12 protein-coding genes are annotated in these 12,677 nt (G+C 72.0%); 4 read left to right on the top strand and 8 right to left on the bottom strand.

From position 1 onward, the window contains the following. Positions 1-96: 96 nt before the first annotated feature. Positions 97-993 (bottom strand): hypothetical protein, encoded by an 897-nt coding sequence (locus tag ACZ4S3_RS13115; RefSeq protein WP_467931800.1) that lies wholly within the window; start codon positions 991-993, stop codon positions 97-99. Between the two features lie 246 nt (positions 994-1,239). Here ACZ4S3_RS13115 and ACZ4S3_RS13110 point away from each other — a divergent pair, with 246 nt between their 5' ends. Further along, entirely contained in the window at positions 1,240-1,728 is a 489-nt protein-coding gene (locus ACZ4S3_RS13110) for an ATP-binding protein (RefSeq protein WP_467931799.1), read from the top strand. 63 nt (positions 1,729-1,791) lie between these two features. Here the strand turns inward: ACZ4S3_RS13110 and ACZ4S3_RS13105 are convergent, their stop codons facing one another. The 3 genes from ACZ4S3_RS13105 to ACZ4S3_RS13095 form a co-directional block, all read right to left on the bottom strand. Then, positions 1,792-2,622 carry an alpha/beta fold hydrolase gene (locus tag ACZ4S3_RS13105; RefSeq protein WP_467931798.1) on the bottom strand — a complete coding sequence of 277 codons (831 nt, stop codon included), beginning with the start codon at positions 2,620-2,622 and terminating at the stop codon, positions 1,792-1,794. Positions 2,623-2,778: 156 nt separating this feature from the next. Further along, positions 2,779-3,285, bottom strand: a complete 507-nt coding sequence (locus ACZ4S3_RS13100; RefSeq protein ID WP_467931797.1) for a hypothetical protein — start codon at positions 3,283-3,285, stop codon at positions 2,779-2,781. Continuing rightward, entirely contained in the window at positions 3,282-3,848 is a 567-nt protein-coding gene (locus tag ACZ4S3_RS13095; protein ID WP_467931796.1) for a hypothetical protein, read from the bottom strand. Before ACZ4S3_RS13095 ends, ACZ4S3_RS13100 begins: the two co-directional genes overlap by 4 nt. Before the next feature lie 402 nt (positions 3,849-4,250). On the opposite strand from ACZ4S3_RS13095, the gene ACZ4S3_RS13090 reads away from it, so the two are divergent. Further along, complete coding sequence (locus ACZ4S3_RS13090; protein WP_467931795.1) at positions 4,251-5,015, top strand: TetR-like C-terminal domain-containing protein; 765 nt, start codon at positions 4,251-4,253, stop codon at positions 5,013-5,015. Between the two features lie 42 nt (positions 5,016-5,057). Here ACZ4S3_RS13090 and ACZ4S3_RS13085 read toward each other — a convergent pair whose 3' ends face one another. Together ACZ4S3_RS13085 and ACZ4S3_RS13080 are read right to left on the bottom strand one after the other, a co-directional pair. Beyond that, positions 5,058-6,527 (bottom strand): aminopeptidase P family protein, encoded by a 1,470-nt coding sequence (locus ACZ4S3_RS13085; RefSeq protein ID WP_467931794.1) that lies wholly within the window; start codon positions 6,525-6,527, stop codon positions 5,058-5,060. A 107-nt stretch (positions 6,528-6,634) separates the two neighbouring features. Further along, positions 6,635-8,446: a PP2C family protein-serine/threonine phosphatase gene (locus ACZ4S3_RS13080; RefSeq protein ID WP_467931793.1), complete on the bottom strand. Its 1,812-nt coding sequence runs from the start codon at positions 8,444-8,446 to the stop codon at positions 6,635-6,637. Between the two features lie 541 nt (positions 8,447-8,987). On the opposite strand from ACZ4S3_RS13080, the gene ACZ4S3_RS13075 reads away from it, so the two are divergent. Together ACZ4S3_RS13075 and ACZ4S3_RS13070 are read left to right on the top strand one after the other, a co-directional pair. Then, positions 8,988-9,662, top strand: a complete 675-nt coding sequence (locus ACZ4S3_RS13075) for a bifunctional DNA primase/polymerase (protein WP_467931792.1) — start codon at positions 8,988-8,990, stop codon at positions 9,660-9,662. A 214-nt stretch (positions 9,663-9,876) separates the two neighbouring features. Then, complete coding sequence (locus ACZ4S3_RS13070; RefSeq protein ID WP_467931791.1) at positions 9,877-10,584, top strand: hypothetical protein; 708 nt, start codon at positions 9,877-9,879, stop codon at positions 10,582-10,584. A 224-nt stretch (positions 10,585-10,808) separates the two neighbouring features. On the opposite strand, the gene ACZ4S3_RS13065 is transcribed toward ACZ4S3_RS13070, so the two are convergent. Continuing rightward, entirely contained in the window at positions 10,809-11,777 is a 969-nt protein-coding gene (locus ACZ4S3_RS13065; protein ID WP_467931790.1) for a DUF5926 family protein, read from the bottom strand. 318 nt (positions 11,778-12,095) lie between these two features. Continuing rightward, positions 12,096-12,677 carry an ATP-binding protein gene (locus tag ACZ4S3_RS13060; RefSeq protein ID WP_467931789.1) on the bottom strand — a complete coding sequence of 194 codons (582 nt, stop codon included), beginning with the start codon at positions 12,675-12,677 and terminating at the stop codon, positions 12,096-12,098.

Genomic DNA, 12,677 nt, shown 5'->3' with positions numbered 1-12,677 from the left:
GGCACAGGTAAGTGCGGGTAACGGGTGCTGACCGGTGCGCATGCGGCGACGGCGCGAGGGCCCGTCCCCGTCCTGTGGGAGCGTGCTTCGCGTACGTCAGGCCGCGAGGGCAAGGGCGGGGGGCCCTCGCCTGACGACACTGTGGTGGAGCGTGAGGTGCTGCGGACCGGGTTTGTCATCCCCGTACGAAAGGGGGGCGCGCCGCGTTTCGTCGTGCGCGGCGCCGAGCCCGGTGAGCAGGGCGCGTACCAGCGTGAGCGCCGAGCGCAGAGCACCGGCCAGCGCCTGCGCCGCGATCTCACACGCCGCCGGGGCCGACAGCCGTACCAGCCGCCACAGCGCCGCCTCGCCACGCCGCAGCAGCCACCCGGCGGCGAGCGCCGCGAGCAGGTGGCCCAGCAGCATGGGCAGCGACGGCAGCAGACAGTGCGACATCACCGGGTCGCCGACCGCGCCTCCGGCCATCTGATGCCCGACGGAACCGGCCGGGCCGGCCGTACCGCTCATGCCGGCGGCGCCGCCGGAACCGGCGGGCGCCAGAGCCCCCCTGGCCACCGCCGTATCGAACCCGCCGGAGCCCAGGATCCGCCGCGCCTGCGAGCCGTCGAGCCGGCCGGTGCCCAGCCCGCAGGTGAGATGCCGTGCGAGGGTGACCGCCGCCTGATCGGACAGCCCCCGGAGGCCGCCGGCCTTCAGCGTCGCGGGCATCGCCATCGGGTGCTGCCCCATCGCGAAGAGCGCATGCAGCGCGAGCTGGCCCACGGCCAGCCCGGCCGCGATCCCCGGCAGCGAGCGTTCCCGCCCGGCCAGCGGGGCCGCGACGGCGAAGACGGCGGCGAAGGCGACGCCCAGCGTCCACAAGGGGACGGCGGCGAACGAGGCCATCATGTGCCCGGCCGCGGACAGCGCGACGCAGACCGCGGTGAAGACCGCGGCCCTCAGCAGCCGCAGATCGACGGCTGCGCGCGCGGTGGGGACGTGCGGGGCAGACATGGCGGCGACATCATCCCACTGCCGTCGCCCGCCGCCTACGGCAGGGCGCCGCTCAGCGCCGCGTCAGGGGGCGGCAACGGCGCCCGCCGGGGCGCGCGGGAGCGCGTGGGGGTCGGTACACCTCTGCCCATGCGCTCGTTGCCCGCATCCGCCGAATGAGCGGCGTCACGTCCTGGGCAGGCTTACGGACCTTGGGGTGCGGCAATAGGTATCGGTATGTCTAGCGGTGGCCAGGAGGCTGGAGCGATGAGCATCTGGTGGTCCCTCCAACTGCGACGCGAGGCCGCGAGCGTGCCGCTCGCCCGCCGTCTGCTGCTGGGCACGATGGAGACGGCCGGCGTCGACCCGGACATCTGTTACGACCTCTCGGTCGCCCTCTCCGAAGCCTGCGCCAATGCCGTGGAACACGGCGGCGACGCCGCCACCGGGGACTACCGCGTCACGGCCTTCATCGACGGCGACACCTGCCGCATCGAGGTGACCGACTCCGGCCCCGGCTTCCGACGCCCGCAGACCCCGGCCCCGCCCCATACCCCGGCGGACCGCACCCCGGCCCCCGTACCCACCCCCGCGCAGGCCCCCGCAGACGCTGAGGACGGCCGGGGGCTCTTTCTGATCGAGGCCCTCACCGACCACGTCCGCTACCGCAACCGCACCGGCAGACGCGGCGCCGTGGTGAGCTTCGACAAGATCCTCAAGTGGCGGGAGGGCGCGGCGCTTCCTCTGGCGTCGTGAGGCACACCCGACCACGGCCCGGCCCGGCCAACGGCCGCCCGCAGCCGGGCCCCGTGCGTGCGTTCAGGTCAGGAATGCGAGCAGATGCCGGTTGACCTCTTCGGCGTGCGTCCACAGCAGTCCGTGTGGGGCGCCGTCGATTTCGACGTACCGGGCGCTCGGCAGCATCGTGCGCAAGGGGCGGGCGGCGGCAGTGACCGGCAGGACGCGGTCCGCGGTGCCGTGCACGATCAGCGTCGGTACGTCGATGGCAGGCATGTCGCGGCGGAAGTCGGTGCGGCAGGCCGGGACGGCGTGCAGGCACACCTGCGTCGGCACGCTCTGCGCGGCGGTATGCGCGGCGCTCACCTCCTCCGCGCCGATCCGGCTGCCGAGCGTTTCGTCGAGGTTGTAGAGGTCGTGGAAGAAGGCGGCCAGATAGGCGTCCCGGTCCTCCTTGACCGCGGCAAGGACCCGGTCGACCAGCGCGCCGTCCACACCGGACGGGGCGTCCTCGGCCTTGAGGAGGTGCGGCCCCAAGGGAGCCAGGAACGCGGCCTTGGCGACCCGGCCGGAGCCGTAGGAGCTCAGATAGCGGGCAATGTCGCCGGTCCCCATCGAGAAGCCGACCAGCGCGGCACCCGTCAGGTCGAGGGCGGTCATCACCGCGTCGAGGTCCCTGGCCAGGGTGTCGTAGTCGTAACCGGACGGAGGGCGACCGGACTTCCCGAACCCGCGCCGGTCGTAGCTGATGACGCGGAACCCGGCTTCCAGCAGCGCGGCGGTCTGCCTCGCCCACGAGCGTCCGTCCAGCAGGTACCCATGAAGCAGAACAACGGGCACGCCGGCCCCTTGGTCCTCGTAGAAGAGCTCGACGGTGGAGCCTTCGTCCCCGCCCACGATGATGTACGGCACGGCCTGCCTCCGCTTGATCCGTGGCGGCCGGCTGACGGGACGCCATGTGTGTGTGCCGGGCGGCTTTCGTGTGCGGTGCCCAAGTCCCCGCGGCACACACGCTGTTGGCTCGCCCCCTGCCAGGCCCCCCTGCGTTACCCGGTGCCGCCCCGAGGGTCAGCCCGGCGGAAAGCCTGCCAGGTAGTGGGTGCGGAGGGCCTGGTGTCGGGCGGGGGTGGCGAGGCGGTCGGCGGTCCAGCGGAAGAAGTCGTCCTCCAGGGCGTCGATCGCGTCGTAGGCCGGGTCGAACGGATCGGGGACCGGTGCCCCGTAACGGAGGGTGAGTTCGCGGCCGTAGGGACGGGTGACCGTGAAGTGGCAGGTGCCGTCCGGCGATACGCCGAAGCGCACCGTCACCGTCGCGCAGTCCCAGTGCCGGTTCCCGTACTGCAGCCACAGCCTCCCCGATTCGGCGAAGAGGGCCGCCACGCGGCGGCCCTCTTCGGCCGGAGGGGCCGCAGGAGGCAGATGGACGAAACCGTGGCAGCGGCCGGTGGCCGGTGTGACCTGCCCCGTTCGGGGGTCCAGCGCCCACCGCCGGTCGTGCCGGTCGTAGTCCTGGAGGGTGAGGGGGTTGAGAGGGGCGTCGGGGGCGTCGCGGGGGGCTATGTGTTCGTCCGTCACTGATGTGGCTCCAGGCCGAGTTCACGGTCGACGGCCGGGCTGGTCCTGGTGGTGGCCTTGATGACCTCCTCCCAGCTGCCGTACTTGGCGTACAGCTGGTCCGCCGTGGGTCCCAGCGGGTTGCCGTACTTCTTCATATTGCGCTCCTCCAGGACCTTGACCGCCTCCGGCGACATCCCGGCCCGGGTGATGTCCTTCGCGTCATTGCGCATCGGCACCAGCACCCTGGCGATCTCCTCGTCGGACTCGCCCGCGGCCCGCATCTCGCTCTCCACCCGCTCCATCCGGTCCAGCAGGTGGTGGTAGCGAATCCGGACCTCGCGCGCCTCCGCCCGCTCCTGCGGCGTCATCTCGCGGATCCGGCACACGACGGGTTCCGGGCTGGTGCACGGTTCGGTGCCGGCGGCGTACGCGGAGGCGGCGGGGGTGTGGACCGTACCGGCCGCGAGGGCGGTGGAGGGGGAGAACAGTGCCGCGGTCAGCGCCGCGAGGAGGGTGAAGACGAGGAGGGCGGAGCGGCGCCGGCGCTCAACTGGCGGCGCGGAGGGGGGAGTTACTGGCATACCAGCATCTTTGCGGTGTGCGGCACGGGGGCGGGGGAGGCGCCGCGGCCACGTACGGGTGAACCTTGATCACCGGCAGGCGAACTCCCGTCGGGTGTCCGCCACTACGTACGACGGGGGACGGGTGCCGGACCCGGCCGTGGGGGCCGGAGCCGGAGGCGGGGGCGGCGGGGGAGAAAACTGGCCGTAGCGTCAAACCGGGCGAACATCGGCAGTCGACTATCTGGCCGGAAATCGCCCCTGCGCGGTGTTGTGCAGCGCCGTCTCGCAGCGTGAGGACCTCCCCCGCGGCGTCCCCTGTACCTGCGAGACCGGCGTGCACCAGGATTAACGCGAAGTTGCTCGCGTTAATCTGTCTCGGACAATACTTGGCGTGAACGCGCACTGCAATACGGAGGTGCCGTGACCACTGCGCACCAGGCCTCGGGGGAGACCCGCCCCGGGGGACGTACGGCGCGGACCCGACAAGCCGTACTTGCCGCCGTCTTCGAGGAGTTGGGCGAGGGCGGCTTCGCCGCGCTCAGCATGGAAAAGATCGCCCAGCGCTCGGGAATTCACCTCGCCACGCTCTACCGGCGCTGGCGCGGTGTCGAGGGACTGGTCTGCGATCTGCTGACCGGGCTGAGCGCCGGTGTGCCGCTGCCCGACACCGGCACGCTGCCGGGGGACCTGCGTGCGCTGGCCCGCTCGATAAGCGCCTTCTACGGGGACGAGCGGATGCGCAGCCTGATAGAGGCGGTGGTCTCGGCCGCGGCCCGCGACGCGCAGGCGGCCACCGTGCTGCGGAATTTCTTCGAGGAACGGCTGACGCTGGCCGGCCGGATGGTGAACCGGGCCGTCGAGCGCGGCGAGCTGCCCGCCGATACGGACCCGGAGATGGTGATGACGGGCCTCGGCGCGCCCTTCTACTACCGGATCCTGATCTCCCGCGGCCCCATCGACATGGCGCTGGCCGATTCCGCCGCCACCGCCGTCTGGGCGGCGGCCCGAGCGGGCGCGTACAAGAAGGCGGACACCCCGGACAGCCAGGAGACCCCGGACAGCCAGGAGACCCGGGATGACCAGGAGGTCGGCGACGGCCACGAGATCCCGGCCACCCCGCCCACCCCGGACACCCCGCAGACCGGGCACACCCCCCACCCCCCGGAATCGCACAACGGCCGGTGACCCCGCTCAGCGGGGCCACCGGCCGTCATCGCCGTGCGGCGGCTACTTCGCGAGCAGCCCCGCCATCCACTCCTCGACCTCGTCCGACCGCCGCGGCAGCCCGGCCGACAGGTTCCGGTTGCCGTCCTCCGTCACCAGGATGTCGTCCTCGATGCGGACGCCGATGCCGCGGTACTCCTCGGGCACCGTCAGATCGTCCGCCTGGAAGTACAGGCCGGGCTCGACGGTGAGCACCACGCCCGGCTCCAGCGTGCCGTTCACATACGCCTCGGTGCGGGCCGCGGCGCAGTCATGGACGTCCAGGCCGAGCATGTGGCCGGTGCCGTGCAGGGTCCAGCGGCGCTGCAGACCCAGCTCCAGGACGCGCTCGACCGGTCCCTCGACCAGACCCCACTCGACCAGCTTCTCGGTGAGCACCCGCTGCGCCGCGTCGTGGAAGTCACGGTAGGCCGCTCCCGGCTTGACCGCCGCGATGCCCGCCTCCTGGGCCTCGTACACCGCGTCGTAGATCTTGCGCTGGAGGTCGGAGTAGCGGCCGTTGATGGGCAGGGTGCGGGTGACGTCCGCGGTGTAGAGGGTGTGGGTCTCCACGCCGGCGTCCAGGAGGAGCAGGTCACCGGAGCGGACCTGGCCGGTGTTGCGGACCCAGTGCAGGGTGGTGGCGTTCGGGCCCGCGGCGCAGATGGAGCCGTAGCCGATGTCGTAGCCCTCGACACGGGCGCGCAGGAAGAACGTTCCCTCGATGTAGCGCTCGCTGGTGGCCTCGGCCTTGTCGAGGACCTTCACGACGTCCTCGAAGCCGCGCACCGTCGAGTCGACGGCCTTCTGCAGCTCGCCGACCTCGAACTCGTCCTTGATCACCCGGGCCTCGGACAGATACACCCGCAGCTCTTCGTCGCGCTCGGCGGTGACCTTGTCGTTGAGGGCGGCCTCGAGGGCGGCGTCGTGACCACGGACGACCCGGACCGGGCCGGTGGCCTCGGCCAGATGGCCGGTGACCTCGCGTACGTCCTTGCAGGGGACGCCGAGCAGCGCCTCGGCCTCGGTCAGGCTGTGGCGGCGGCCGACCCACAGCTCGCCCATGCCGTCGAGCCAGAACTCGCCGTTCTCGCGGTCGGAGCGGGGCAGGCGGTAGAGCGTCGCCTGGTGGCCGTCGGCCGCGTTCTTACGGGGTTCCAGGACCAGCACGCTGCCGTCGGTCTGGTCGCCGGTGAGGTAGACGTACTCCGTCGCGGCGCGGAAGTTGTACTCGGTGTCGTTGGAGCGGGTCCTGAGGGTGCCCGCCGGGATCACCAGGCGCTCGCCGGGGAAGCGCGCGGACAGTGCGGCGCGGCGGCGGGCGGCGTTCGGGGCCTGCTCGATCGGCTGCAGATCGTGCAGCTCGGTGTCGGCCCAGCCGCTCTTCATGCTCTCCGCGAGCTCGTCCGATACGCCCGGGTAAAGGCCGTTCTTGCGCTGCTTGATCGGCTGCTCGTCCTCGTCCGGGGTCTCCGGCGTGAGCTCGTCGGTCACAATGCCTCCTTTTAAGACTGAACCGTCATCCATCGTATGTGCGGACGGGAAACGGTCCAGGGGGCGGCGGGTGTGACCTCCGGCTACTCCTCCGGCTACTCCTCCGGCTACTCCTCGAAGCGCGCTGCGAGCAGCACCACATCCTCCTCCGACGTCGGATCCTCCAGCCCGCCGTGCGGCAGCATCGTGCGCAGGATGTGATCGGCGACCGCCTCCGGATCATGGCGGCTCGCCTTGGGCACGCTCGCGGCGGCGGCATGCAGCCGGGCGAACGCGCGGTCCATGGCCTCGCCGGTGCGATGCAGCAGCCCGTCGCTGTAGAGCAGCAGGGTCTCGCCGGGGGCGAGCTCGATCTCCACGCTCGGCGCTTCCCAGCAGGCGAGCATGCCCAGCGGCGCGGACAGCGTCGTCTCCACGAACTCGGTCCGCAGCTCGCCGAGCAGCAGCGGCGGACAGTGGCCGGCCCCGGCGATCACCAGCTTGCGGGGGAACGGGTCGTCGAGACCGGACGGCATCGGCGGCGCGGGCGGTCCGCCCGGTGCGCCGGGCGGCGGCTCGGTGAAGGCGAACAGCGCGGTGGCGCTGCGGGCGGGCTCGGTCAGCCGCAGCAGCAGCTCGAGATCGGAGAGGACCGCCACCGGATCCTCGCCCTCCATGACCGCGTACGCACGGAGCGAGGCGCGCAGCCGTCCCATGGCCGCCACCGCGCTCGGCCCGGAGCCGGTGACCGACCCGACGGCCAGACCCAGCGCGCCGTCCGGGAGCGGCAGCGCGTCGTACCAGTCCCCGCCGCCGCGCGGCCCGGTGCTGTGCCGCACCGCGAGCCGTACGCCGGGAACCCGCGGCAGCCGGCTGGGCAGCAGCTCCTCACGGAGCGTGGCGGTGTCCTGTTTGCTGCGGTGGAGTTCGAGGAGCCGGGCGAGGTGCTCGGCGGCGTGCGCGCGGTAGAGGCCGATGAGGTGGCGCTGGCGGTCGGTGGGGGCGGCGGGTTCGTCGTAGAGCCAGACCGCGGCGCCGGTTCTGCCGATGGGGGCGGCGGTGAGCGGGACCGCGTAACTGGCGGCGTACCCGAGCCGGGCGGCGACTTCGCGCAGACGGGGGTCGAGGTCCTTCTCACCGGGGATGTCGGGTTCGGAGATCTCGGTACGGGCGTCGCCGGCGGCATCCGTACGGGCGTCATCGCCGGCGCCCGGCTCCGGGAGGCCGTCCAGTATCCGCGCGTACGACAGGGCGCGGCGCGGGATGGTCTCGATGTGTCCGATGTCGGCGTGGCCGAGGCCGAGGCCGATGGTGGTCTCCGGGCCGAGCCCGTCGGCCGGCGCGAGCACGACCAGACCGCGGCGCGCGCCGACCAGGGAGGCGCCGGCCCGCAGCACTTCGTGCAGGGCCTCGTCCAACGTGCGGGTGCCCGCGAGCTGTTCGGTGAGGTCGTGCAGCGTACTGAGGTCCGAGATCCAGCCGGCGAGCCGGTCCTGTACGGCGGCGATGCGATCGACGCACGAGACGTCCGGGGAGCCGGGGCCGGAGCCGTCCGGACGGCCGCCCCGGGGGGATCCAGCGGCTTCGCAGGAGTCGCGGGGGTCGGGGGAGTCGGGAGAGTTGGCGGTGGTGTCCGAGGAGGTGTCCGCGGCGGCCTTCGGCGTGAGCGGATCGGCAGTGTGCGCGGGGGCGGGAAGTGCTGGTTCGATTCCAGCCACTTTCGGTACGTGAGGGATAGTCATGGCCGACGGCTCATGTCCGGCCAGGTATAACACCAGGTCAGGCCGCAACTTGTGAGGGAGTGCGGCATTTTGTTGAGTGATACTGCGCGGTACGTTTGGCCGCTCAATTTCCTCAATAGCATCGCAAACCCCCATGTCATGCTGCTCCGCTATCAATGCCTCCACATGTACACGCACCAGCGATGTGATGTCCAGCATTGTCCCGATGGGGTTTGTGGTGTCAACGAGGTCTGTAGATTGGCCTGAAAATAGCCCCCCAGGTGTCAATTTGAGGTCGACTGGCGGCCATCGACAGCGCGTCATATGCACGATGGCGGGTACGTACTCGGAAAGGTGCGGGGTCAGTTGAGCCTGCACCGGAACCCTCCAGCGGGCGCGGGCGTCTCATACGACGACGACCGCGACGCACTCCCAAGTGGCGGGATTGCACCACAGAACCGCAAGCGCCATACGTGCGCCACCCTCCGCCACGTTCCACGCTCGATGTACGGCGTGATGCGCTGCCTTGGTACACGCGGTGACAAGAGATCCACGTGACGTGATCGGCCCCGGGGTGCAGGACCAGGTAGTCAGGACCAGGCAGTCAGGACCAGGCAGTACGGGCCCCGACCCGGCCGCTTGAACGCCACACAGCGGCATGCGTGAAGCGGCACGTGAACCTGCGTGAAGTGGTACGTGTGCCGCGGCCTGTAGTGCGATGGACATAGCCCTCGGCGTTAACGGAAAGGAACGAGCGCTCATGCGCGAGATCCTCGGAAGGCGACGCAAGCCCCTGTTTCGGCGCGGTGGAAGGTCGGCACTGCTCGGTGCGGCGCTCCAGTGCGCCACCGAGTGGCGGTGGCCCGTACTCCCGGGTGTCGGTCTGCGGTCCGGCGGCCGGGGCGCCCGTCAGTGCAGCTGTCCCGATCCCGACTGTGTGGTGCCCGGCGCGCACCCCTTCGACCCCGGGCTGCTGGCGGCCACGACCGATGAGCGGATGGTGCGTTGGTGGTGGGCGAACCGCCCGGACGCCCCGATCGTGCTGGCCACCGGCGGCCGCGCGCCGTGCGCGGTGAGCCTGCCGGCCGTCGCCGGGGCGCGGGCGCTGGCGGCCCTGGACCACTTCGGCGTCCGGATCGGCCCGGTGGTGGCCACGCCCACCCGCTGGTCGCTGCTCGTATCGCCGTACGACCTGGCGGAGTTGGGCGAGCTGCTGCACTCCCAGGACTGGGTGCCCAGCTCGCTGCGGTTCCATGGCGAGGGCGGCTATGTGGTGCTGCCGCCGTCCGGGATCGCCGCCGGAAAGGTGCGCTGGGAGCGGCCGCCGGCCGCCGGACCGGCCGGGCCCTGGCTGCCGACGGTGACCACCGTCGTCGACGCCCTGGTGGCGGCGAGCACCGGTACACCGGACGGCGGCAGCCGGCTCGCCTATTAGGCAGCGGCCGGCCTCCGGCAGGTGGCCCAGCGGCAGGCCCCTGGCGGGTGGCTGGAAAGAACGCTCGGAGGGTTCACCCGTACGGGTGTGAGCGGCGCGGCCGACTACGGGAAACGGGTGTCCGGGAGCGCGGGGGCACCCTCGCGGCCCGATAGGTTCGGCGCACCGTCAGGCCGTCGTCGACGGCACTTCAATCGCTCCGCAGGTGAGTCCCATGCAGCGTGCGCCAAAAATCCGCCTGATCTCTCTCGCGGGTACAGCGGTGCTCGCCGCCGTCGTACCGCTGGCCGCCGCGTCGGCAGGTCCGGCGGAGACCGCCGAACGGGCCGGCGACGCGTTCCCCAAGCGTGCTGCCGGGCCCGCTGCCGTGGCCGGCAACAAGGTCGCGCACCAGGCCGCGAACAAGGTCACGAACGCATTCGCCAACGAGGCCGGCGGCAAGGCCGGCAACGGGGCGGCCGCTAAAGTCGGTAACGAGACCGAAAAGGCCGAAAAGGCCGCCGACAAGGCCGAAAATGAGGGTAATTCCCGCGACCCCCTCGCCGGTCTCGGCCTCCCCCTCCTCTCCGACGGCGGCCGTACCGCCCGCTGCGGACCCGAACTCGCCTCCCCCCAGGGGATCGAAGCGCAGACCTGTGTCCTCGCCGAGAAGGGCAAGACCTGGGCGCGGACGTACTACCGCAATCCCACCGGCGACCCGCTGCGGGCCGTACTGACGCTGCTGCGGCCGGACGGCCGGACCGTGCAGGTGCACTGCGAGGTGCCCGCGGCGGACGAGCCGGGGGTGTGTGAGACGCCGACCGGGGCGAGCGTGCGCGGGGGCCGGCTGCGGTACGGCGCGGTGGCGGAGATCGCGGACGCGGCGGGGGATCGGCTGCTGCTGCGCTCGGGGGGCAACTCGACGCCGGAGGCGGAGGGTTAGGACCTGCGGCGGCGGACTGAGCGCCGACCGGGTCCGGGCATGGAAGCGCCCGGTCGCTGGCGACGGGGGATGCACCAGCGACCGGGCTTTTAGAACCGTAACAAGAGATCGGCGGTTCGCAAATTCGATCGTGGATTTCCGGACGCCTATTTACCGGCGCGTAGAGGTAGTTGTGACCGGTGTCACTTCTGAGGCGTCCGGGGTTGCCACGGTCGGGGGCGGAGTCAGCTCAGGGTGATCTGCCGGTTGGTGAGGCCGCCGCGCGCCCGGCGCTCCTCGGGGGTCAGCGGGGCATCGGAGGCCAGCGCCTTGGCCAGCCGCTCGGCGAACGCCGCGGCCGGTCCGGCGACCTCGTCGGCGCCCATCGAGGACGGCAGGTCCCAGACCGGGACGACCAGGCCGTGGGCGCGGAACGAGCCGACCAGCCGGGTGCCTTCGCCGAGCGAGGCGGTGCCCGCGGCGTGCAGCCGGGCGAGCGCGTCCAGCAGCTGCTCCTCGGGGTGCGCGGTGACCCAGCGCAGATGGTTCTTCTCCGGGGCCTCGCACCAGTAGGCGCCCTCCAGGTCGGGGATCCGGGCGGTCGGGATGGCCGCGGCGTTGGCCCGCTCCAGAGAGGCGGCGACCTCGCCGGTGGCGTTCTCGGCGTTCTCCACCCAGAACTCGAAGCCGGTGTGGACGGCCGGCTCGAACGGCGCGTCCGGGTCGAGCAGGTCCTGCAGCCGCGGGCCGTCGGCGGCGGGCCGCCCGGCGGCGACCGGGCTGCCGGGCTCGGCCGTCAGTGCGCGCTGGAGGGTGTCGGCCAGGTCGCGGCTGATGTCGCCGGAGGAGGTGTCGTTCTGCAGGCCGAGCAGGACCGCGCCGTTGTCGCGGCGCAGCGCGGGCCAGGCCATCGGAAGCACGGTCGCCAGCGTCACCGACGGGACTCCCTCGGGCAGCCCGCCCTTGAGCGTCAACTCGACCGTGGCGGCGGGCACCAGCTCGCGCAGCGCCACCCAGTCGCATTCACCGGTCAGGCCCTCGAAGGGGCGCTGCACCAGCTCGGTGACGGCGTGCGCCGCCTGTCGGCCATGACAGGCCTTGTAGCGACGGCCCGAACCACACGGGCAGGGCTCGCGGGCGCCGACGACCGGCACCTCGCCGCCCGTTGTCTTCGGTGCTGCGGCCTGGGGCTGGGGACGGCGCTTCTTGGCCATGGCGGCGGTGTCTCCTGGTCGTTCCTGGGCGTCCGGATGCGCCCGGAGCCATGCAGAGACATGAGTCACGCACAGACATGCGCGGGCGCGTTTCGGCGCGAGCCTAGAGGAGCGCGTCCGAAATTGCGCCGCTTATGGCGCTGGGGCCGCCGCGGTGCCGCACTGCCGGTCGCCGCCCGCACCGGTTGGCCCAACGTCCCGGCCACGGATGATCCGGGGCCCGTCAACGGCGGGTCCGAAGCCCGTCGGCCCGTCCATGGTGGGTCCGAAGCCCGGTCGGCCCGCCCACGGCCCGCCCACGGCCCGCCCACGGCCCGTCTACGGCTCGTCGAAGTCCGCGAAGGCCAGCCCCGGTGGCAGGCCGCCGCCCAGACCCCCCGGGAATGCGGGCGGCAGGTCCACGCGCGTAGCGAACGAATCCTGAAGCGGCAGGGTCGCCCAGACCGTTACCTCGCCGTTGGCGGTGTCGCGGACCCCCCAGTCCTTGGCCAGCGACCGGATGATCGCCAGTCCGCGGCCGCCGTGCGCGGTGACCGAGGGAGTGGCCGGAAGTGGCCGGGTCGGGCCACCGCCGTCCGTGACCGCGACGGTCAGCCGGCCCTGGGCGTCGATGCGCCAGGATGCCCGGACGGACTCCTGCAGGGCGCCCCGTGAGGCGCCGCCCGATGCCCCGTTTCCGTAAATCGGTGAGCCGTTGTCGTATATCGGACGTGCATGCCGACACGAATTGCTCAATAGCTCGGAAAGGATAAGAACCGCGTCATCGACGACCGTGTCCTGAACTCCACTTGCCAACAGTTCGTCACGCATGCGCCGCCTGGCCATGCCCACACCCGCTGGACCATGGGGTACGGCCATGATCGACGACGTCGGCACCTCTTGTGCCACCACCAACGCCAC

It is taken from the genome of Streptomyces sp. NPDC028368 (assembly GCF_055565615.1).
This window is presented reverse-complemented; position numbering and strand designations above follow the sequence as displayed.

Bases quoted from the DNA above. Each gene is read 5' to 3' on its own strand.
- ACZ4S3_RS13110 (WP_467931799.1), top strand. From the start codon at position 1,240: ATGAGCATCTGGTGGTCCCTCCAACTGCGACGCGAGGCCGCGAGCGTG.
- ACZ4S3_RS13075 (WP_467931792.1), top strand. From the start codon at position 8,988: ATGCGCGAGATCCTCGGAAGGCGACGCAAGCCCCTGTTTCGGCGCGGT.
- ACZ4S3_RS13115 (WP_467931800.1), bottom strand. From the start codon at position 993: ATGTCTGCCCCGCACGTCCCCACCGCGCGCGCAGCCGTCGATCTGCGG.
- ACZ4S3_RS13070 (WP_467931791.1), top strand. From the start codon at position 9,877: ATGCAGCGTGCGCCAAAAATCCGCCTGATCTCTCTCGCGGGTACAGCG.
- ACZ4S3_RS13095 (WP_467931796.1), bottom strand. From the start codon at position 3,848: ATGCCAGTAACTCCCCCCTCCGCGCCGCCAGTTGAGCGCCGGCGCCGC.
- ACZ4S3_RS13065 (WP_467931790.1), bottom strand. From the start codon at position 11,777: ATGGCCAAGAAGCGCCGTCCCCAGCCCCAGGCCGCAGCACCGAAGACA.
- ACZ4S3_RS13080 (WP_467931793.1), bottom strand. From the start codon at position 8,446: ATGCTGGACATCACATCGCTGGTGCGTGTACATGTGGAGGCATTGATA.